The following is a 19,509-nucleotide window of genomic DNA, read 5'->3' as shown; positions in this document are numbered from 1 at the left end:
TGTAGGAGCGAGCGGGCGGCGATCCGACTTGCCCGCGATGACGATGGATCAGGCGATAAACATCTCACGTCCTTAAATTCTAAAAAGATATATAAAAATAGTTTTTAAGTATTATTAAAGAATAAAACTCCTTGATAGGATCGCGTCACCGGAACACCGGACATACAGCGCAACCATTTCTATTGGAGCCTTCATGTCCGGCACCGACACTTCTCACCGCGAATACGTGGGCGGATTGTTCCGCAATCATTACCAATGGCTGTGCGCACGATTGCGCCGCCATCTGGGTTCCAGCGCCAATGCCGAAGACATTGCCGCCGACACCTTCGTCCAACTCCTGAGCACACCGGGGCTGATCCCGATTCATCAGCCGCGGGCGCTGCTGACCACCATTGCCCAGCGCTTGATGTACCAGTTCTGGCGTCGTCGCGACCTGGAGCGCAATCACCTCGATGCCTTGCAGGATGAACAGTCCCAAGGGGTGTCGCCTCAGGATCTGGCGCAGGTACTCGAAGCCTTGCACGGCATTGACCATCAGCTCAAGCGCTTGCCGGCCAAGGTCCGTGCCGCTTTCTTGCTGGCGCGGGTCAATGGACTGACTTATCCCCAGGTCGCTGCGCAACTCGGGATTTCCCAGCGTTCGGTGAGTGATTACATGACCCGCTCAAGCGCCGCCTGTGCGCCTTGGGATGTCGCGAACGACCTTAGCGCCAACCAGCCATTACTTCGACAACCATCCCTACAGAGGTCCGCATGAGATCGATCAAAACCCTGCTTGGCAGCTCGCTGCTGGCGCTGAGCCTGCTGGCGCAACAGGCGCCTGCCGCCGAGAAACCCGTGCCGATCCATTTCGGTGATATCACTTGGGAAAGCGGCAGCCTGATCACCGAGATCCTGCGTTTGATCGTCGAGAAGGGCTATGGCTACCCGACCGACACGCTGCCGGGCAGTACCGTCAGCCTGGAAGCGGCGCTGGCCAGGAACGATATTCAGGTTATCGGTGAAGAATGGGCCGGGCGCAGTCCGGCCTGGATCAAGGCGCAATCGGAGGGCAAGGTGTTCGGCCTCGGAGATACCGTCAAAGGTGCCACAGAGGGCTGGTGGGTCCCGGAATACGTGATCAAGGGCGACCCGGAACGGGGCATCAAACCTTTGGCTCCGGAGCTGAAATCCGTTGCCGATCTGGCGCGCTATAAAGATGTGTTCCGCGACCCCGAGGACCCAACCCGCGGGCGCTTCCTCAACAGCCCGACCGGCTGGACCTCGGAGATCGTCAACAGCCAGAAACTCAAGGCCTACGAGCTGAGCGATAGCTTCGTCAACTTCCGCACCGGCTCCGGCGCGGCGCTGGACGCCGAGGTCGCCTCATCGATCCGTCGCGGCAAACCGGTATTGTTCTACTACTGGTCGCCGACGCCGCTGCTGGGTCGCTTCAAACTGGTGAAACTCGAAGAACCGGCGTTCGATGCCCAGGCCTGGAAAACCCTGGCCGATGCCAACAACCCGCACCCCAAGGGCACTCGCTCGATGCCCGCCAACCTGGCCATTGGTGTGTCCGCGCCGTTCAAAGCCCAATACCCGGACCTGGTGTCGTTTTTCGAGAAAGTCGACCTGCCGATCGATCTGCTGAACCAGACCCTCGGCCAGATGAGCGAGAAACGCCAACAGCCGCGCCAGGTTGCCGAGGCGTTTCTGAAGGAGCAACCGCACGTGTGGCAGGGCTGGGTGCCTGCAGAGGTGGCGACACGGGTGAGTGGGAGTTTGTAAAGGGATTCGATTATTTGCCTGATGTTTCAAGGGTGCCTGAGACATCGCATTCGCGGGCAAGCCCTAATGTTGTTCAGTTAAGGAAGTTGTAGGAGCGAGCTTGCTCCGGGCGGCGTTCCGACGATGGACTTAAGTGCGCCGCGTTTAGCCAGTAAACACGCGTTATCGTTAACGACCATCGCGAGCAAGCTCGCTCCTACAGTGGACCACATTCGCTTAACTGAACAACATTAGGGCTTGCCCGCGATCAATCTAAAGGCTTACGCCATCTCCGCGGCCAACGCCGCTTTAACTGTCGGACGCGAATCGATCCGCGCCTGGAAGCGCTCCAGCGCCGGCCATTGCCCCAGGTCGATGGCAAAGAGCCGCGTCCAGCGCAGCACGCTGAACAGGTACGCATCGGCGACGCTGAACTGCTCGCCGAGCAGGTAATCCTGTTGTGCCAGCGCTTGGGTCAGCACGGCGAAACGCTTGAACAGTTTCTCCCGCAAGATCGCCTTCACTTGATCGGGAATCGAGTTGTTGAACAACAGGCCCAACCCGCCATGGATCTCGCTGGAGACGAAGTTCAACCATTCCTGCAAGCGCACTCTTTCCCACGTTCCGTTAGCGGGTGCCAGGCCGGTCTGTGGCTTGAGGTCGGCGAGGTATTGCAGGATGGCCGGGCCTTCGGTCAGTACCTGTGCGTTATCCAGCTGTAACGCCGCGACATAACCTTTGGGGTTGATGGCGAGAAAGTCGGCACCGTCGACGGTCTTCTTGGTGGTGTTGTCGACGCGGATCAGTTCGAACGGTTGATCCAGTTCACGCAGGACAATGTGTGGCGCCAACGAGCAGGCCTGGGGTGAGAAATACAACTTCATGGAGAGCACTCTTCTGGACGGTTTTGATCAGTGTCATAGTCGTTGCCATCATCCGTAAAATGACTCTTTCAGAACGCAGCCATAAGGACAGCTACTGCCATGATGAATCTGATGCATTGGCGCATGCTGGTGGCGGTGGCGGATGCCGGCAATATCACCCGCGCCGCCGAGCGCGTCGGTATGACCCAGTCCGGCGCCAGCCAGGCACTGGCGTTGCTCGAAGACATGCTCGGGGTGCAGTTGTTCACCCGGGAAAACCGCCAGGCCCGGCCGACTGCGATTGGTCTGCAAGTGATCGAGCAAGCGCGGTTGATGCTCTCGGCGCTGGAGACCATTCGTACCACTGTTGATGCCGCGAAAGACATCCAGCGCGGCACGATCCGCCTGGCAAGTTTTCCCATGGTTCTGGCCACCTTCCTGCCGCCGCTGCTTCGCCAGTTCAATCAGCTTTATCCCGGTATTCAGGTGGTGGCGCTGGAGGTCAGTGATGACGAGGTCGAAGCCCTGCTCAGTACCGGGCTGGTGGACGTAGGGGTGGTGTTGAATCCGCCTGCTGAACGTAACGCCGGGTTGTTGGGACGCGATAGCTGGGTTGCCGTATTGCCCATCAGCCATCCCCTGGCGCGGCGCCCGCATGAGGCCGGCGTATCGTTGGCAGAGTTGACCGCGCAGCCCTTCGTGCTCGCCACCGGTGGCTGTTCGGTCAACGCTCGCAGCCTGGCGGCGGATGCCGGTCTGGAGCTGCTCGACGTACGGGTTGAAGTGCGCGAGTGGAGCAGTGCGTTCACGCTGGTGCGGGAAAATGTCGGTGTGACGCTGGTGCCGGAAATGACCCTGCCAGATGATCGCAAGGGGCTGCGCGTCGTCCCGTTGACCCTACCGGTTTATCGAGAGTTCGCGCTGGCGGTGTCGCAGGACAGGGCACCGTCAGCGGCGGTGCAAGCGTTGTTGGAGATGCTGCACTAGCGGTCATGAATTCAGTCAGCGACTTCGATGTCGGAAATAATTTGAATGATGGCACATTAGTGGCCTTGCATCCGTTCAGTAGCTGTCTATGCTCAGCCGTGACAAATCATGTCGACCGCTATGTGAAGGGTTCCTCAGGCTGCAACCGTGATCTAGCGTCAAGAGTGCGCAACTCGAGGCACCCTTGTTAAAAGGAATGTTTTTTAAATGGAATTACTTGTCAACGTTAGGTTGGGCCCGACACCGGGCTGTCAAGAAAAGGATGGCTTGATAAGAGCGTTGCCGTACGGACACTCCGATTAAACATCATTTATCACCTGACACTTATCCCTCCTTCAGGGATACGTTTGCGTGTTCTGTGGAAAGTTGTAGTGGGTTCAGTGAAAGACTTGGAACTTCCGTCAATCAAAAGACAGCGCTGAAGGTGATACCACCATGTTTAATTTACATCGCAAGGCTGACCTGCTTGAAATTGAACGATTTACCTGCGCGCTGAACGAGGCGAATGCCAAGTTGGCAGCGGTCAGTCGTTCGATGGCAATGATCGAGTTCGCTCCTGACGGTATCGTGCTCAATGCCAACGAAAACTTCTGTAACGTCATGGGTTATACCGTCGAGGAAGTTCGCGGCAAACATCACCGGATCTTCTGCGAAGAAGAGTTCTATCGCAGCGAAGCCTACGCCAGGCTCTGGCGCGACCTGGGCCGTGGTGAGCCGATCACTGGCACTTTTTTACGGCTGAACAAGAGCGGTAAAGAGATCTGGCTCGAGGCCAGTTACCTGCCGATCCTGGGCCCCGACCGGCAAGTGAAAAGTGTGATCAAAGTGGCGTCGGATATTTGCGCGCGGGCCCAAAGGGAGCACGAAAATCAGAACCTGATCGATGCCATTGGCCGCTCCATGGCGGTGATTGAATTCACCCCGGAAGGCCGGGTCATTCATGCAAACGAGAACTTCCTGAAAACCATGCACTACTCGCTCGGCGAGGTGGTCGGCCAGCATCACAGTCTGTTCTGTCAGCGGGCCGAAAGTGAGTCACAGAACTACAGAGCATTCTGGGCCTCGCTCAATCGCGGCGAGTATCACTCCCATCGCTTCGAACGGGTCGACAAGTATGGCCACACGGTATTTCTCGAAGCCTCGTACAACCCGATTTTCGACGCCAAGGGTCGCTTGTGCAAAGTGGTCAAGTTCGCCAGTGATATTACCGGGCAGATGACCACTTTGCAGACCGCTGCCGAATCCGCTCATAGCACCTCCGTTCAGAACGATGCCTGTGCCCGGAAGGGCTCGCAGGTGGTGCAGCAGACGGTTCAGATCATCGAAGAAATCTCCAGGGACCTCAACGAAGCCGCCCTCAGTATCGACGCGGTGAGTAAACAATCCGAGATCATCGGCAGCATCGTTCAGACCATTCGCGGGATTGCCGATCAGACCAACCTGCTGGCCCTGAACGCGGCCATCGAGGCGGCGCGGGCAGGGGAACATGGACGAGGTTTCGCGGTGGTCGCCGATGAGGTGCGCAGCCTGGCTGCACGCACCAGTCAGGCGACCCTGGAGATCGTCGAGGTGGTGCGCAAGAACCATGACCTGTCACTGAACGCGGTCTCGAGCATGCAATCGAGTTTGAGCCGTACCGGGCTCGGCGTGGAACTGGCCAATGAGGCTGGCGAAGCGATTCTGGAAATCCAGCAAGGCTCGCGGCACGTGGTGGATGCGATCAGTCAGTTCAACTCGACACTGCAGATCAGTTAAACCGTTCAGCCATTGAAAAGGGTTCCCTTCCAGGCGTCGCCGCCTGAAAGGGAACCCTTTTCAGTTCGAGACGACTTAAAGCGCAGCCAGAAACGTGTCGGCCACTTGTTTGTCCGTGGTGCTGTTGCCTTTCTCGACCTGTGCCACCTTCATCTTGTCTTCGACGCGTTGGGCAATTTCCTTGCCGATCGCCAATTGTTTTTCAGGCGACATGTTTTTCAAGTCGTTCTCGGTAATCCCCATTTCTTTCAGAATGCTGTCGCGCATCTGCTGCTCAGGGGTTTTGCTCATGTAATTCTTGAAATCGGTACTCGCCGTACTGTCCGTGGCGGTCGTCGCATTCGGTGTGCTGGTGGCCGGCGCAGTGCTTTGCAGCAGTACGCGGGTTTTGGCGAACGCAGCGTCGACATTGTCGCTCACCGTGTTGCTGGTTTGTTGCGTTGCGCTGGACGTCTGACTGTTCGTGGCATTTTGTGCGTTCTGCATCAAACCGCTGTAGAGCGCGCTGGCGGCAGCCGTGGTCGGGTCCATATCGGACCGGTGGGTAGGCTGAACGATCGAAGCTTTTTGTGCGTTGACCAACATGATTCGAGCACCTGAATGATTGCTATCGACAGGTAGAGAGCAATTTGCGTGCCGGTACCCGCATGCCCAGGTTTTGCGGGGCATGGCAGCATCGCGTTCATCAGGAAGCGCCGATGGGCGGCCAAATCTTGCCGCTTTCGACCGCTTTTTCAGACTGACGACTAGAGCTGGCAACTCGGGCGGCGAAGCGGCCTAAGGGCAGAACATTTAATACTCAATCGGCAAATCAAACATCTGGAACGCGTCGTCCACCGGCTGATAGCCCAATACCCGGGTGGTTTCGCTCAGGTCCAGACGCTTGAAGCGGTTGTTGGAAATACCGTGGGCGATCAGGTGCCTTACCCCTTCGACGTCTACCGAGCGTTGCAACAATTGCACGGCGTCTCTTGGGCTGAGCCAGGCGCTCAGGTCACGGGCGTTGGTCAGTTCGTGGCGATCCGGGAACTCAAAAGCACCGATGCGCAGGGCGATGGTCGAAAGGTCGTGTTTGGCGGCATAAAAGGCGCACAAGGCTTCGCCATAACATTTGCTCACGCCATACAGGTTGGCCGGCATGACTTGCATGCCCGGCGTGATCTGTCGGTCCACCGGGTAGCCTTCGATGGTCTGCGCGCTGCTGGCGAAGATCAGGCGCTTGCAGCCCGCCGCCACGGCGGCTTCAAACAGGTAGGTGGTGGCCAGGATATTGTTGGGCAGCAGTTCATCGAAGGATGCCCTGGCGTGGGGAATGCCGGCCAGGTGAACGATCACATCGATGCCTTCGAGCACCGAATTGAGGGCTTCTTTGTCTGTCAGCTCCAGGCTCACGAATCGATGGGCACCGATTGCGAAGTCTGGAGCAACGCGATCTGTGAGGGTGAAGTTATAACGGTCCTGCGAAGCTTCGAAAAATGTCTTGCCGATCCTGCCGCAGGCGCCTGTCAGCAGTACGTTGAGTCCTTTCATGGATGCCACCTTGTATGAGTTATCGGCGTGGTTGAACGGCTTTGTGCTCAAGGCAGGCCATTACGGCCGTGCTCGCGGAAACCTGAGCGCGCACTGAGTTTTTCGTAGTAGTCGATCACCGCCGGATAGTTCGCACGCTCCATTGGCGTCATCAACCAGCGGTTGACCGACAAGCCGATGCCGATATCAGCCAGCGTAAACTCAGGACCGGCCACATAGGCGCCGGTCACGGTCAGCCGTTGCTCGAGAATGCCCATTTTCTCGTTCCAGCCGCGAACGCCGGCGGCGATTCGCTGCGGATCCTGGAAGTCCGGGTTTTGTCGCACTAGAGCGACGAAGGCATAGCTCCAGGATGGATTGAGCTCGGTGGCTTGCCAATCCATCCATTGTTCGACGCGCGCCCGCGCAGCGGGTTCGATTGGCAACAGGTCGGTGTTCCGTTGTTTGCCGACGAGGTATCGGCAGATGGTGTTGGACTCCCAAAGCACGCCTGCCTCGTCGACGATGACCGGCACCTGGGCATTGGGATTGAGCTGGAGAAACTCCGGCGTGTGGGTCGAGGCAAAGCCGCTGCCCCAGTCTTCGCGTTCGTAGGTCAAGCCCAGCTCATGGCAGGTCCACAAGACTTTTCGGACGTTGATCGAAGAGGCTTTACCTAGAATTCTGAGTGCGGTTCCCATTGAGCTTCCCTGCCTGTGGTGATTTAGCCTAGGGAATCTAGCAGTTTTCGGGAAGGGGGTAACCGTAGATATTCACCTGGGTTCTGATGCTGAAACGGCAGGCCCGGCAAATTTCTTGAACCGTGTCGCCGACCGTGCCGCTAAGTACTCTCGCGTACCATCAACTCAAACCCCATGTCCTGCACCGGTTTGGCCACGGTATTGCCAGCCATCAGGGTCAGCATCTGCTCGGCGGCGCGGCGGCCAATGGCTTCTCGCGGGGTGCTGATGCTACTCAGGCGCGGCACCATGTGAGCCGAGGCGGGCAGGTCGTTGAAGCCGAGGACCGCCACTTGCTGCGGGATTTTGATGCCGCAGCGCATGGCTTCGAGCAGGGCGCCGTGGGCCAGGTCATCGTTGCCGAAGAAGATCGCGTCGACCTGCGGATGGCTGGCCATCAATTGCAGAAATAACTCGCCACCCAGACCGACCGACGACGGGCGCGGGGTCAGGATTTCCAGGTCGGGGTCATACAAACCGGCTTTTTGCAGCGCACGGCGGAAGCCTTCGCCACGCAGCAGGGTGCGTTGGTCGAGTTGCGCGCCGATGTAGGCCAGCCGTCTGCGACCGCGTGAAATCAAATGCTCGGCCGCGGTCTCGCCGGCGCTCAGTTGCGAGAAACCGACGCAGTTGAGCCCGGCACCGGGGTCCAGGTCCATCATGTAGACACAGGGAACGTTGCTCGCCTCGATCATCCGCCGGGCGCTTTCGGTGCGATCAAACCCGGTCAGCAAAAGGCCGCGCGGTTGGTAGGCCATGTAATTGCGCAGCAGGTTTTCTTCTTCGTCGCGCGAGTAGTGATAGTTGCCGATCAACACTTCGAAGCCTTTGGGCCGCAAGACGGTGTGAATGGCTTCCAGAGTTTCGATGAACAGCAGGTTGGACAGCGACGGCACCAAAACGACCACCGAATGGCTCTGGGCCGAGGCCAGGGCGCGGGCGGCAGGGTTGACCACGTAGTTCAGCTCGAGCGCGGCCTGCTGGACCTTTTCCACCAGTTCGGTGGCCACGCTGCTGACGCCGCGCAACGCTCTGGAAGCAGTGATCGGACTGACGCCGGCCAGGCGCGCGACTTCGTTGAGGGTCGGGCGTCCCGTGGTGCGGGTATTTTTATCGTTTTTGGAGGAGGTCATCGGACGGCTTGCCAAACAAAATTCAAGGCACTAAGGTAGCGCTGTCTCGATGCCGCTGCAAATGCTTGAGTGTGGCTTGCCTGATCCCACTCTCCCAGCGTCGATACAGCACATGCTGCAACCCATAAAAATACAAGAAGGCGTCGGTAGAATCTATTTTTGCACTAGAGTTTTACTTGCAAAGGTAGCGCTGTCTGCGCGCTGAGGTGTTACATGAGTCAACCCATCACCGCCCTGGTCATCATGGGCGTCGCCGGCTGCGGCAAAACGTGCGTCAGCGAGGCCTTGTGCCGACTCAGCGGCGCTACGGCCATTGAAGGTGACAGTTTCCACCCTGCCGCCAACATCGAAAAAATGAGCGCAGGCATTCCCCTGACAGACGAAGACCGTGCCGGCTGGCTCGACAGTCTGTGCGATGAGCTGCGCCGCGCCGTCGCTGCAGGTCAGCGTCCGGTACTGACCTGCTCGGCCCTTAAATTGCGTTATCGCGAACGGTTGCGTAGCGCCGTGCCGGGCCTGGGTTTCGTTTTTCTCGAGCTGACCCCTGAGGTCGCAGAGCAACGGGTCTCCCATCGCCCCGGTCATTTCATGCCCTCGACCCTGATCGACAGCCAGTTCGCCACCCTCGAATCGCCTGTCGGCGAACCGTTGACCCTGGCCCTGGATGCCTCCACGCAAAATGTCGATTACCTGGCCGAGCATGCCTATGCCTGGTGGCTCCAGCGTGGCCTGGAATCCATCGACTGATGCCTGGCTCGAAAAGATAGCGCTGTCCTAGTCGGCAGTCGTTTAAAAACCGTTTTAATAAAAACAACAAACAGGAGTTACCCCATGTTTGGCATGTCCCACGAGACCTATCTGCTGCTCGATGCAGTGGTCACCATCATCGGTCTGATCGTATTGATCACCCGGTTCAAGCTGCATCCGTTCATTGCGCTGATCATTGCTGCCGGCTTCCTCGGGCTGACCTCGGGCATGCCGGTGGACAAAATCATCAAGGCATTCCAGGACGGCTTCGGCGGCGTTCTCGGTTTCGTCGGCATCATCCTGGCGCTGGGCACCATGCTCGGCAAAATGATGGCCGAGTCGGGTGGGGCGGATCAGATCGCCCGTACCCTGATTCAGGCATTCGGCAAGGAACGCGTGCAATGGGCAATGATGTGCGCGGCCTTTCTGGTCGGTATTCCGTTGTTCTTCGAAATCGGCTTTGTGCTGCTGATTCCGCTGGTGTTCATCGTTGCCCGGCGTACCGGCGTGTCGATGATCAAGATTGGTATCCCGCTGCTGGCGGGGCTGTCCGTGGTTCACGGTCTGGTACCGCCGCACCCGGGGCCGTTGCTGGCCATCGGCGTGTTTGGCGCAGACATTGGCAAAACCATTCTCTACGGCCTGATCGTCGCTCTGCCGACCGCCATCATTGCCGGCCCCCTGTACGGCTCCTTTATCTCCAAATACATCCCGGGCCACCCGAATCAGCAGCTGGTGGATCAACTGGCCCATGAGCCGGAAGCCTCCACGCTGCCAAGCTTCGGCATCACCCTGATCACCGTGCTGCTGCCGGTGTTCCTGATGTTGCTCAAGACCTTTGCCGATGTGGCGCTGCCCGAAGGTCACGGCGTGCGCAACTGGATGGACATGATCGGCCACCCGATCGCTGCCTTGCTGCTGGCCTTGCTGCTGTCGCTGTATACCTTCGGCTACAAGCGCGGTTTCGATTCGAAGAGAATACTCAAACTGCTCGACGCCAGCCTCGCGCCGACCGCAGCGATCATTCTGATCATTGGTGCTGGCGGTGGCTTCAAGCAGATGCTGGTGACCAGCGGTGTGGGCGATGTGATCGGCCATATGGCGGTGAATGCGCAGATCTCGCCGATTTTGCTGGCGTGGCTGGTGGCTGCGGTGATTCGCGTCGCTACAGGTTCAGCCACCGTCGCGACCATTACCGGTGCAGGAATTGTGGTGCCGGTGGTGGGGATGATTCCGGGCGTCAATCGTGAATTGCTGGTGCTGGCAACGGGGGCGGGCTCGTTGATTCTGTCTCACGTCAACGATGCGGGTTTCTGGCTGGTGAAGCAGTACTTCAACATGACCGTCGCCGAAACCTTCAAGACCTGGACGGCGATGGAGACCATCCTGTCCATCGTGGCGCTGATCTTCATCATGCTGCTGTCGTTGGTAGTCTGACCGAACACCCGTAGATACCGTCTTAACCCTCACCGGGCAAGCGCAAGTTTCGGGTCAAATGGTTGGCCCGACGTCGGACACGGCGAGACGATTACGCTCCATCTGCAGCATTTCCTGAAGGTCATCCAGGCGACGAACCATCGCCTTCACCTGCCGGCATTTCATCCACCGCACCGACATAAACCAATAACAACAGGTTCGACCCCATGACCCAGCGCCCTGCCAACTCCGGCTGATCCAGCCCGCTCGTTCCTTCAGTTCGACACTTTTGTCCGCAACCCGACGTTGCGGCAGCGCCCCGCTTCATCCCTAACAATTAGAGAATCCGATCACATGAAGCCATTCACCTCTTTCCCAGCCACCCCTCACGCTCTGCTGGCCATAGCGCTGGCGAGCGCGGCATTGCCGGCCATGGCCGAGGAATCCGGCTTTCTCGAAGACGCCAAGGTCAACCTGAACCTGCGCAATTTCTACATCAATCGCAACTTCACCAACCCGACCAAGACTCAGGGCATGGCCCAAGAGTGGACTCAGAGCTTCATCCTCGATGCCAAGTCCGGGTTCACCCGAGGCACCGTCGGTTTCGGCATGGACGTGCTCGGCCTGTACTCGCTGAAACTCGACGGCGGCCGCGGCACCGGCGGTACGCAGCTGCTGCCGCTCGACCACGATGGTGAACCGGCCGATAACTTCGGTCGCCTGGGCGTGGCCTTCAAGGCGAAGCTTTCCCAGACCGAACTGAAAGTCGGCGAATGGATGCCGGTCTTGCCGATCCTGCGTTCGGACGATGGTCGTTCGTTGCCCCAGACGTTCCGTGGTGGCCAGATCACCTCGAAGGAAATCGACGGCCTGACCCTCTACGGCGGCCAGTTCCGCGCCAACAGTCCGCGTGACGACAGCAGCATGAGCAACATGTCGATGACCGGCAAAGCCGCGTTCACTTCCGACCGCTTCAACTTTGAGGGCGCCGAATACGCCTTCAATGAAAAACGCACCCAGATCGGTCTGTGGAACGCCGAACTCAAGGACATTTACAGCCAGCAATACCTCAACCTGGTGCACACTCAGCCCTTGGGCGACTGGACCCTGGGGGCCAACCTGGGCTTCTTCTACGGCAAGGAGGACGGCAGCGCCCGGGCTGGCGATCTGGACAACAAGACCTGGTCCGGACTGTTCTCGGCCAAGTACGGCGGCAACACCTTCTATGTCGGCCTGCAGAAAGTCACCGGCGACAACGCCTGGATGCGGGTCAACGGTACCAGCGGCGGCACCCTGGCCAACGACAGCTACAACTCAAGCTACGACAACGCCAAGGAAAAGTCCTGGCAGCTGCGCCACGACTACAACTTCGCCGCCCTCGGCGTGCCCGGCCTGACCCTGATGAACCGCTACATCAGCGGCGACAATGTGCATACCGGGACCATCACCGATGGCAAGGAATGGGGTCGCGAGACCGAACTGGGCTATACCGTGCAAAGTGGAGCCCTGAAAAGCCTTAACCTCAAATGGCGCAACTCGACCATCCGTCGCGATTTCAGTAACAACGAGTTCGACGAGAACCGAGTGATCGTCAGCTACCCGATCAGTCTGCTGTAAGACCCAAAAACGCCATCGCAGGCTGCGATCTTTTGATCTTCGCGATTTCAGGATCGCTAAAAGATCGCGGCCTGCGGCAGGTCCTACGGGTGTGTTTCGGCTTAACTGTTGCTGGTCTTCTGCACCAGCCCATCGGCCCTGAACATCCCGCGAATTCCGCGCACGGCCTGGCGAATCCGATCCTGGTTCTCGATCAGTGCAAAGCGCACATGGTCATCACCGTATTCACCGAAACCAACCCCCGGCGATACACAGACCTTGGCTTCAGCCAGCATTTTCTTGGCGAATTCCAGCGAGCCAAGGTGCGCATAGGCGTCGGGGATCTTGGCCCAGACGTACATCGATGCCTTCGGATTCTCGACCATCCAGCCCAACTCATGCAGGCCTTTGACCAGCACGTTGCGGCGCTGCCGGTATTGCTCGGCGATGTCTTTGACGCACTGCTGATCACCTTCCAGCGCGGCGATGGCCGCGACCTGCAGCGGAGTGAAGGTGCCGTAGTCGTGGTAACTCTTGATCCGCGCCAGGGCGTTGACCAATTCTGCGTTGCCGACCATGAAACCAATGCGCCAGCCAGCCATGTTGTAGCTCTTGGACAAGGTGAAAAATTCCACCGCGATGTCCTTGGCGCCCGGCACTTGCATGATCGACGGGGCTTTCCAGCCGTCGTAGACGATGTCGGCGTAGGCCAGGTCGTGGACCACCAGCACGTCGTATTGCTTGGCCAGAGCGATAACCCGCTCGAAGAAATCCAGCTCCACACACTGCGCGGTCGGGTTGGACGGGAAGCCGAGAATCATCATCTTCGGTTTGGGGATCGAGCCGCGAATCGCCCGTTCCAGTTCAGCGAAGAAGTCCACGCCAGGCACCAGCGGCACTGAACGCACCTGGGCGCCGGCAATCACCGCGCCGTAGATGTGGATCGGATAGCTGGGATTGGGCACCAGCACCGTATCGCCCTGGTCGAGGGTGGCGAGCATCAAGTGCGCCAGGCCTTCCTTGGAACCGATGGTGACAATGGCTTCGCTTTCCGGATCGATGTCGACCTCGTAGCGATCTTTGTACCAACGGGAAATCGCCCGCCGCAGGCGTGGAATGCCCTTGGACGTGGAGTAACCGTGAGTGTCTTCGCGCTGGGCGACGGTGACCAGTTTTTCGACAATGTGCGGCGGTGTCGGGCCATCGGGGTTGCCCATGCTCAAATCGATGATGTCTTCGCCACGACGACGGGCGGCCATCTTCAATTCGGCAGTGATGTTGAATACGTAAGGGGGGAGTCGATCAATGCGCGCAAAGCGGCGCGGCGAACCTTGGTCTGCCATTGTTGCCTCGGGTAACGTGAGCGCCCGGAACCGTCCGAGCGACGTTGGCCACTGCGGTGGCCTGTGGCGGAAGATAAGGGCAGTGATAGCGGATTGTCCAGCGCGCGCAGTCAAATATTTCGATGGTCGTTCGTGGCGACATTCGGCCCATTTGCGGCGCAGGCATTTTCTGCGATACAACAGCGGGCTGTTTTTTGGCTGAAAAACCGAGTTAAAAAACGGTTGAAAAGCTGCGTTCAAAATCTGCCCACCACTTAGCGCTTTCGATGGAATGAACATGGAATTTACCAGTGGCTTCTTGCTGAGCCTTTCGCTGTGTCTGGATATCGGCGTGGCGAATATCGCGATGATCACCCTTGCCATGCAACGCGGTTATTTTCAGGGTTTTGCCCTTGGGCTCGGGACCTGCGTGGGTGATTTGATCTACGCAGTGCTGGCGTTGGCCGGCATGAGTGTGCTGTTGCAGTATTCGACCGTGCGCTGGGTGCTGTGGGTCGGCGGTTCGGCGCTGCTACTGTACTTCGCGGCGAAGATGATTCATTCGGCGATCTACCATCAGGCGACCCTGGCCGAGGCGGTCGAAGTCAGCAACGGCTCCCATCGACGGGAGTTTTTTCGCGGCATTTTCCTCGCCATGTCCTCGCCGAGCGCCATCCTCTGGTTCGCTGCGGTGGGCGGTACGCTCATTGCCCGTTCCGGTGGCGGGAGCCTGCTCAGCTCAGGGTTGTTTCTGGCGGGATTCTTCTTTGCCGGGCTGCTCTGGTGTGGCGGCTTGTGCCTGGCCGCAACCCAGGGCGGCAAGTTGTTGGGCGACAAACTGTTGCGCTATTCATACATGGCATCTGCAGCGATCTTCTGCTATTTCGCGGTCTACGTGATCGTATCTGGCTATCGGGAGTTTGTCGGTTCGGCGGGCGTGGCTGAGCTTCCGGGCCTTTGACTGGGTTTGGCTTCTATACTCCCAGCCGAACCCATCTTTCACTATTGAGGTCGCTTTCATGGACGAACAAAAAAATTCCGATCTTGCGCAACCGCGCTTTGAACATGGACATTTCCTACTGATTGCGGGACTGGGCGGGCGGTTTACTGCCAAAACCACCCAAGGCATCCCACAGCTTTGGGAAAAATTCATTCCGCATATCGGCAAAATCCCGGGCCAAAAAAACGACGCGACCTACGGCATTTGTTGCAACCCGGATGGCAAGGGCGGTTTTGAATACATCGCCGGAGTTGAAATCAGCAAGCTCGATGACTTGCCTGAGCAATACCGCTGGATCGAAGTACAACCACAACACTATGCGGTGTTCGAGCATAAAGGCTCACTGGCTACCTTGCCCCAGACCTTTCGATACATCTGGAATACCTGGCTGCCGCAGTCCGGTAGTGAAGCCGCAGATGCGCCGGAGTTCGAACGTTACAGCGCGGACTTCAATCCGCAAACAGGGGAAGGTGTTCTGGAGATCTGGCTGCCGCTCAAGTCCGACTGATCAATGTCACGAGCGAAGGCTGTTGTTAGAATCGCCTGCCGTTGCGCCTGTCGTCGTCACCTTACAAGGTAGCTGTTGTCTCCTATGAAATCGTCAAACACTGTTGTTCGCCTGGTCACGCCCGCTGACCTGGACCGCTGTTTCGCCATCGAATCGATTGCCTACGAAGGCGACGAAGCGGCCACCCGCGAGAAAATCGCCACGCGCATTGCCACCTGGCCACAGGGGTTTATCGTGGCTGAAGTCGATGGCCTGGTCGCAGGCTTCATCAACTCCGGCGCCGCCTACCAGGTGGAAATGGCCGATGAAGCCTTCAAGGAGCTGATCGGCCATGACCCGGACGGCCCGCATGTGGTGATCATGTCGGTGGTGGTGCACCCGGATTATCAAGGGCAGGGCTTGGCGAAACGTTTGATGAGCGAATTCATCGAGCGCATGCGCGCAATGCACAAGGCGAGCATCAACCTGATGTGCAAGGAGCGGCATATTGCGCTTTATGCCGGCTTCGGCTTCGCCTACCTCAAGGCTTCAGCCTCTGACCACGGCGGGATGGCCTGGCATGAAATGGTGTTGAAACTGGAGGGGAGAACCGATGATTGATCGTTCCCACGCTCTGCGTGGGAATGCCTCACCGGACGCTCCGCGTCCGCTTTGAATGTGACGCAGAGCGTCACGGGCTGCATTCCCACGCAGAGCGTGGGAACGATCAACGAAGCGGCCACCCGCGAGAAAATCGCCACGCGCATTGCCACCTGGCCGCAGGGGTTTATCGTGGCTGAAGTCGATCATGTCGCATGTTCAGAAGGCCAGCGACAGCCTGCGTTCATAACCGATCCGGCCCTTGTACGCTTCGCCGGTATCGACCCAACCTTGCTTGAGGTACAGGTTGAGCGCCGCTTCATTGTGGGTGTCCACCGAGAGCATCAACCCGTTGATTTGCGGCCAGGTCTGGCGAGCGACTTGCGGCAGGGCTTGCAGGCAGGCTTTTGCGAAGCCTTTGCCCTGGGCGCGGTGGTCGACTTGCAGGGCGTGCAGTGTGGCGGTGTCTTCATCGGCCCAATGGGGAAGGCACGGCGGGCGTTTGAGCAGCAGGAAGGCCACCGGAACCTCTTGTGAAAGCAGGGCAAAGCCTTTGACGCCGGGGTTGGCGTTGGACCGCAGGGCGTGCAAGGCGCCGTCGATATCGCCGGAGAATTCCTTTTGCTGTGGGAGGATTTCGATGGCTTCGACTTGTTGGCGCTGAACCGGGGTCAGGCTGTCGTAGGGCACAAGCTGAGTAGTCACGAGTGGTACCGACAAATGTGAGACCCGGGATTCTAACGAGTTTGCGGCGGGCAAAAATATTTTTGTGGCAACACGTCGAACTTGTCGATTTCGGTGTGCGCCATACGACTAGGGGTGCCTTCACGATTCAAGTGCCACTAATCAGGCCGCCCGATGAGCCTGTGCAAACCAATCGCAAGGAGAACCCTCGTGAACACTCACAACACTGAAATTGAAATCCGCGCCTTGATCGAGACCTGGCAGCAAGCCGTCATCGCCAAGGATATCGACAAAATCGTCAGCTATTACTCCGACGACATCACTTCGTTCGACGCCGTGACCGCGCTGCAATTCAAGGGCAAAGCGGCCTACCGTGCGCACTGGCAAGAGTGCATGAAAGTCTGCCCCGGTCCCGGCATTTTCGAGTTTCACCAGTTGCACGTCGTGCCGGCCGCCGACATCGCTTTTGCCCATTGGCTGGCCCATTGCGGCGGGACGGACGAAAAAGGTGAAACCAAAGCCTGCTGGATGCGGGTCACCGCCGGTTATCAACGCATCAATGGCCAATGGTTGGTGGTGCATGAGCACTGGTCGGCACCGTTCGACATGATGAGTGGTACGGCGTTGTTCGATCTGCAACCCTGATCGTCGGGATTTTCGCCAAACCTCGAATCAGCAGCCATAGTTGATCAGCTTGATGACGGAGAACTTCATGAAATACCTATGCCTGGTCTACAGCGACGAGCATCTGTTGCACAGCCTGCCTGACAGCCCGAAAGACGCTGAGTGCATGGCCTACGCCGAGTCCGTTCAGGGCAGTGGCCGGATGCTCGCCGCCGAGGCGCTGGAGTCAGTGCAGACCGCGACCACCGTGCGCATGCGCAACGGCAAGCTGTCGATCACCGACGGGCCATTCGCTGAAACCAAAGAGCAATTGGCCGGCTTCTATCTGATTGATGCCAAAGACCTCAACGAGGCTATCCAGGTCGCCGGCAACATTCCGGCGGCCCGGGTCGGCAGTGTCGAAGTGCGCCCCGTACGTGAATTGAATCCCTCATAACAATCATAAGCAGGAGACCCTGATGAACGCTCAATTGGCTCAACCACAACCTGCTGAATTCGAGTTATCCATCAGCCGTTTGATTGATGCGCCCCGCAGCAGGATTTTCCGTGCCTGGACCGAACCGCAGTTGCTTGTGCAGTGGTGGGGGCCCCATGGCATGACCACGCCGGAATGTGAAATAGACCTGCGGGTCGGTGGTCTGTTTCGCACCTTGATGCGCGCGCCGGATGGCAAGGAATATCCGACCCAGGGGGTGTACCTGGAGATCGTCGCGCCACAGCGGATTGTCTTCACCGATGCCTTCAAACCGGGCTGGATTCCTTCGGGCAAACCCTTCATGAGCGCTGAGGTGACTCTTGAGGAAGTTGATGGCAAAACCCTCTACACCGCGCGCGCCATGCACTGGACTGAAGAGGATCGCCAGGCCCACGAGGCGATGGGTTTTCATGAAGGCTGGGGACAAAGCCTGGACCGGTTGGTGACGCTGGTGACCGAAGGCATGACTGACTGATGCCGGGCGAGGCGAGCGGGGCGGTCAAGGCACAGCTGGAGACGGTTTATCGCACCGAGTCACGGCGGATACTCGCGACCCTGATTCGCTTGCTCGGCGATTTCGACCTCGCCGAAGAGGCATTACATGAAGCTTTCTTCGTCGCGGTCGAGCGTTGGCAGCGTGATGGCGTGCCGGCTAATCCGCGCGCCTGGCTGGTGTCTACCGGGCGCTTCAAGGCCATTGACGGGTTGCGCCGGCGGGCGCGTTTCAGCGCATCCGGGGCGGCGTTGGTCAGCCAGGTGCAAGAGCTCGAAGAGACCGACTGGAGCGAGGAAGACGTGGAAGACGATCGCCTGCGATTGATCTTCATCTGCTGCCACCCGGCCTTGGCGGCGGATGCTCAGGTGCCGTTGACGCTTCGGGAAATCTGCGACCTGACGACCGAGGAAATCGCTCGGGCCTTTCTCACGGCACCGGCCACCATTGCCCAGCGCATCGTGCGCGCCAAAGCGAAGATTCGTGACGCGAAGATCCCCTATCAAGTGCCGTCCATGGCCGAACTGCCCGAGCGTCTGGACAGCGTGTTGCGGGTGATTTATCTGGTGTTCAACGAAGGTTATTCGGCCTCGATGGGCGAGCAGGTGACGCGTGAAGATTTGACCGCCGAGGCCATACGCCTTGCTCGTTTGCTGATGGAGTTGCTGCCGGAGCCCGAGGTCATGGGGCTGCTGGCGCTGATGCTGCTGCACGAGTCGCGACGCCCGGCCCGGACTTCGGCCTCGGGTGAACTGATTGTGCTGGATGAACAGGACCGCTCGCTGTGGAATGCCGGGCTGATCGCCGAAGGCTGCGCTCTGGTGGAGCAGGCGCTGAGCACCCGTCGCTTCGGCCCATACTGCCTGCAAGCCGCGATCGCCGCGGTACATGCCGAAGCGCCGACCGCGGAGGAAACCGACTGGGTACAGATCGTCGGGCTTTATGACGTATTGCTGCGGGCGGTGCCTTCGCCGGTGATCGAGCTCAATCGCGCGGCGGCCCTGGCCAAGCGTGATGGACCGCTGGCGGGGCTGGAGTTGATCGAGGGGATTCTGGCGCGAGGCGAGCTGCTCGATTACCACCTGGCACATTCGGCCCGGGCGGAGTTCTGCCGGCAGCTCGGGCGCGTCGAGCAGGCCAGAGAGGCTTATCAGCGTGCCCTGGAGTTGACTCGGCAAGTACCGGAACGGCGGTTTATCGAGCGGCGGCTTGAAGCGCTGAAACCGTTCTTTTACTAGAACTAAAAATAGCGCATTGAATGAAATAAATGGCTTTTTGTAGGAGCCAGCCGGGCGGTGCTCCGTTTGCTCGCGATGGTGATCTCAAGGACGC

Annotated in this window: 21 protein-coding genes and 1 pseudogene; 15 read left to right on the top strand and 7 right to left on the bottom strand. The window is 58.7% G+C overall.

Going from position 1 to position 19,509, the window contains the following annotated elements:
- Positions 1–193 precede the first annotated feature (193 nt).
- Together AC07W5_RS28205 and AC07W5_RS28200 are read left to right on the top strand one after the other, a co-directional pair.
- Positions 194–757, top strand: coding sequence for a sigma-70 family RNA polymerase sigma factor (locus tag AC07W5_RS28205; RefSeq protein ID WP_494992684.1), 564 nt, complete (start codon positions 194–196; stop codon positions 755–757).
- Positions 754–1,767: an ABC transporter substrate-binding protein gene (locus tag AC07W5_RS28200; RefSeq protein WP_495024736.1), complete on the top strand. Its 1,014-nt coding sequence runs from the start codon at positions 754–756 to the stop codon at positions 1,765–1,767. Before AC07W5_RS28205 ends, AC07W5_RS28200 begins: the two co-directional genes overlap by 4 nt.
- A 260-nt stretch (positions 1,768–2,027) precedes the next feature.
- Here the strand turns inward: AC07W5_RS28200 and gstA are convergent, their stop codons facing one another.
- Positions 2,028–2,630 (bottom strand): glutathione transferase GstA, encoded by a 603-nt coding sequence (gene gstA / locus AC07W5_RS28195; RefSeq protein WP_495024735.1) that lies wholly within the window; start codon positions 2,628–2,630, stop codon positions 2,028–2,030.
- 99 nt (positions 2,631–2,729) lie between these two features.
- Between gstA and AC07W5_RS28190 the strand changes: the two genes are divergently transcribed.
- From AC07W5_RS28190 to AC07W5_RS28180, 3 genes and pseudogenes are all read left to right on the top strand, one after another.
- Positions 2,730–3,596 (top strand): LysR family transcriptional regulator, encoded by an 867-nt coding sequence (locus AC07W5_RS28190; RefSeq protein WP_494992687.1) that lies wholly within the window; start codon positions 2,730–2,732, stop codon positions 3,594–3,596.
- 435 nt (positions 3,597–4,031) lie between these two features.
- A pseudogene (locus tag AC07W5_RS28185) lies at positions 4,032–4,799 on the top strand (PAS domain-containing protein); the annotation flags it as partial.
- A gap of 12 nt (positions 4,800–4,811) precedes the next feature.
- On the top strand, positions 4,812–5,351 hold the full coding sequence (locus AC07W5_RS28180) for a methyl-accepting chemotaxis protein (RefSeq protein WP_495024740.1): 540 nt from the start codon (positions 4,812–4,814) through the stop codon (positions 5,349–5,351).
- A gap of 75 nt (positions 5,352–5,426) precedes the next feature.
- Here the strand turns inward: AC07W5_RS28180 and AC07W5_RS28175 are convergent, their stop codons facing one another.
- From AC07W5_RS28175 to gntR, 4 genes are all read right to left on the bottom strand, one after another.
- Positions 5,427–5,936 (bottom strand): hypothetical protein, encoded by a 510-nt coding sequence (locus AC07W5_RS28175; RefSeq protein ID WP_495010364.1) that lies wholly within the window; start codon positions 5,934–5,936, stop codon positions 5,427–5,429.
- A gap of 207 nt (positions 5,937–6,143) precedes the next feature.
- Entirely contained in the window at positions 6,144–6,881 is a 738-nt protein-coding gene (locus AC07W5_RS28170; RefSeq protein ID WP_495024734.1) for an NAD-dependent epimerase/dehydratase family protein, read from the bottom strand.
- A 47-nt stretch (positions 6,882–6,928) separates the two neighbouring features.
- Positions 6,929–7,561 carry a glutathione S-transferase family protein gene (locus tag AC07W5_RS28165; protein WP_495010366.1) on the bottom strand — a complete coding sequence of 211 codons (633 nt, stop codon included), beginning with the start codon at positions 7,559–7,561 and terminating at the stop codon, positions 6,929–6,931.
- Positions 7,562–7,701: 140 nt separating this feature from the next.
- Positions 7,702–8,733: an HTH-type transcriptional regulator GntR gene (gene gntR, locus AC07W5_RS28160; RefSeq protein WP_494992691.1), complete on the bottom strand. Its 1,032-nt coding sequence runs from the start codon at positions 8,731–8,733 to the stop codon at positions 7,702–7,704.
- A gap of 213 nt (positions 8,734–8,946) precedes the next feature.
- Here gntR and AC07W5_RS28155 point away from each other — a divergent pair, with 213 nt between their 5' ends.
- The 3 genes from AC07W5_RS28155 to AC07W5_RS28145 all read left to right on the top strand — a co-directional run bounded on the left by AC07W5_RS28155 (position 8,947) and on the right by AC07W5_RS28145 (position 12,513).
- Positions 8,947–9,480 (top strand): gluconokinase, encoded by a 534-nt coding sequence (locus AC07W5_RS28155; protein ID WP_494992692.1) that lies wholly within the window; start codon positions 8,947–8,949, stop codon positions 9,478–9,480.
- 84 nt (positions 9,481–9,564) lie between these two features.
- Positions 9,565–10,917 (top strand): GntP family permease, encoded by a 1,353-nt coding sequence (locus AC07W5_RS28150; protein WP_495010367.1) that lies wholly within the window; start codon positions 9,565–9,567, stop codon positions 10,915–10,917.
- A gap of 333 nt (positions 10,918–11,250) precedes the next feature.
- Positions 11,251–12,513 carry an OprD family porin gene (locus AC07W5_RS28145; RefSeq protein ID WP_495024733.1) on the top strand — a complete coding sequence of 421 codons (1,263 nt, stop codon included), beginning with the start codon at positions 11,251–11,253 and terminating at the stop codon, positions 12,511–12,513.
- Between the two features lie 101 nt (positions 12,514–12,614).
- On the opposite strand, the gene alaC is transcribed toward AC07W5_RS28145, so the two are convergent.
- Positions 12,615–13,835 (bottom strand): alanine transaminase, encoded by a 1,221-nt coding sequence (alaC, locus tag AC07W5_RS28140; RefSeq protein ID WP_494992694.1) that lies wholly within the window; start codon positions 13,833–13,835, stop codon positions 12,615–12,617.
- Between the two features lie 277 nt (positions 13,836–14,112).
- Between alaC and AC07W5_RS28135 the strand changes: the two genes are divergently transcribed.
- The 3 genes from AC07W5_RS28135 (at position 14,113) to AC07W5_RS28125 (ending at position 15,922) form a co-directional block, all read left to right on the top strand.
- The gene (locus AC07W5_RS28135) at positions 14,113–14,775 is read left to right on the top strand and encodes a LysE family translocator (protein ID WP_495024732.1); all 663 of its coding nucleotides are present in this window, start codon (positions 14,113–14,115) and stop codon (positions 14,773–14,775) included.
- 58 nt (positions 14,776–14,833) lie between these two features.
- Complete coding sequence (locus tag AC07W5_RS28130) at positions 14,834–15,322, top strand: GyrI-like domain-containing protein (RefSeq protein ID WP_495013535.1); 489 nt, start codon at positions 14,834–14,836, stop codon at positions 15,320–15,322.
- A gap of 84 nt (positions 15,323–15,406) precedes the next feature.
- Entirely contained in the window at positions 15,407–15,922 is a 516-nt protein-coding gene (locus AC07W5_RS28125; RefSeq protein ID WP_495024731.1) for a GNAT family N-acetyltransferase, read from the top strand.
- Positions 15,923–16,120: 198 nt separating this feature from the next.
- Here AC07W5_RS28125 and AC07W5_RS28120 read toward each other — a convergent pair whose 3' ends face one another.
- Positions 16,121–16,606: a GNAT family N-acetyltransferase gene (locus tag AC07W5_RS28120; RefSeq protein ID WP_495013533.1), complete on the bottom strand. Its 486-nt coding sequence runs from the start codon at positions 16,604–16,606 to the stop codon at positions 16,121–16,123.
- 189 nt (positions 16,607–16,795) lie between these two features.
- Between AC07W5_RS28120 and AC07W5_RS28115 the strand changes: the two genes are divergently transcribed.
- From AC07W5_RS28115 to AC07W5_RS28100, 4 genes are all read left to right on the top strand, one after another.
- On the top strand, positions 16,796–17,230 hold the full coding sequence (locus AC07W5_RS28115) for a YybH family protein (protein WP_494992699.1): 435 nt from the start codon (positions 16,796–16,798) through the stop codon (positions 17,228–17,230).
- A 67-nt stretch (positions 17,231–17,297) separates the two neighbouring features.
- A complete protein-coding gene (locus AC07W5_RS28110) occupies positions 17,298–17,645 on the top strand; it encodes a YciI family protein (RefSeq protein ID WP_494992700.1) in 348 nt (115 codons plus the stop codon).
- 22 nt (positions 17,646–17,667) lie between these two features.
- The gene (locus tag AC07W5_RS28105; protein WP_495013531.1) at positions 17,668–18,159 is read left to right on the top strand and encodes an SRPBCC family protein; all 492 of its coding nucleotides are present in this window, start codon (positions 17,668–17,670) and stop codon (positions 18,157–18,159) included.
- Positions 18,159–19,415 (top strand): RNA polymerase sigma factor, encoded by a 1,257-nt coding sequence (locus tag AC07W5_RS28100; protein WP_495024730.1) that lies wholly within the window; start codon positions 18,159–18,161, stop codon positions 19,413–19,415. The genes AC07W5_RS28105 and AC07W5_RS28100 overlap by 1 nt, the downstream gene beginning before the upstream one ends.
- Positions 19,416–19,509 lie beyond the last annotated feature (94 nt).

Source organism: Pseudomonas sp. GW821-FHT01E05, assembly GCF_059422425.1.
The sequence above is the reverse complement of the archived record's forward strand: the minus strand, read 5'-3'. Positions and strand labels throughout refer to the sequence as shown.

Coding starts and splice junctions, on each gene's coding strand:
- AC07W5_RS28205 (WP_494992684.1), top strand. CDS start 194: ATGTCCGGCACCGACACTTCTCACCGCGAATACGTGGGCGGATTGTTC.
- AC07W5_RS28200 (WP_495024736.1), top strand. CDS start 754: ATGAGATCGATCAAAACCCTGCTTGGCAGCTCGCTGCTGGCGCTGAGC.
- gstA (WP_495024735.1), bottom strand. CDS start 2,630: ATGAAGTTGTATTTCTCACCCCAGGCCTGCTCGTTGGCGCCACACATT.
- AC07W5_RS28190 (WP_494992687.1), top strand. CDS start 2,730: ATGATGAATCTGATGCATTGGCGCATGCTGGTGGCGGTGGCGGATGCC.
- AC07W5_RS28180 (WP_495024740.1), top strand. CDS start 4,812: ATGACCACTTTGCAGACCGCTGCCGAATCCGCTCATAGCACCTCCGTT.
- AC07W5_RS28175 (WP_495010364.1), bottom strand. CDS start 5,936: ATGTTGGTCAACGCACAAAAAGCTTCGATCGTTCAGCCTACCCACCGG.
- AC07W5_RS28170 (WP_495024734.1), bottom strand. CDS start 6,881: ATGAAAGGACTCAACGTACTGCTGACAGGCGCCTGCGGCAGGATCGGC.
- AC07W5_RS28165 (WP_495010366.1), bottom strand. CDS start 7,561: ATGGGAACCGCACTCAGAATTCTAGGTAAAGCCTCTTCGATCAACGTC.
- gntR (WP_494992691.1), bottom strand. CDS start 8,733: ATGACCTCCTCCAAAAACGATAAAAATACCCGCACCACGGGACGCCCG.
- AC07W5_RS28155 (WP_494992692.1), top strand. CDS start 8,947: ATGAGTCAACCCATCACCGCCCTGGTCATCATGGGCGTCGCCGGCTGC.
- AC07W5_RS28150 (WP_495010367.1), top strand. CDS start 9,565: ATGTTTGGCATGTCCCACGAGACCTATCTGCTGCTCGATGCAGTGGTC.
- AC07W5_RS28145 (WP_495024733.1), top strand. CDS start 11,251: ATGAAGCCATTCACCTCTTTCCCAGCCACCCCTCACGCTCTGCTGGCC.
- alaC (WP_494992694.1), bottom strand. CDS start 13,835: ATGGCAGACCAAGGTTCGCCGCGCCGCTTTGCGCGCATTGATCGACTC.
- AC07W5_RS28135 (WP_495024732.1), top strand. CDS start 14,113: ATGGAATTTACCAGTGGCTTCTTGCTGAGCCTTTCGCTGTGTCTGGAT.
- AC07W5_RS28130 (WP_495013535.1), top strand. CDS start 14,834: ATGGACGAACAAAAAAATTCCGATCTTGCGCAACCGCGCTTTGAACAT.
- AC07W5_RS28125 (WP_495024731.1), top strand. CDS start 15,407: ATGAAATCGTCAAACACTGTTGTTCGCCTGGTCACGCCCGCTGACCTG.
- AC07W5_RS28110 (WP_494992700.1), top strand. CDS start 17,298: ATGAAATACCTATGCCTGGTCTACAGCGACGAGCATCTGTTGCACAGC.
- AC07W5_RS28105 (WP_495013531.1), top strand. CDS start 17,668: ATGAACGCTCAATTGGCTCAACCACAACCTGCTGAATTCGAGTTATCC.
- AC07W5_RS28100 (WP_495024730.1), top strand. CDS start 18,159: ATGCCGGGCGAGGCGAGCGGGGCGGTCAAGGCACAGCTGGAGACGGTT.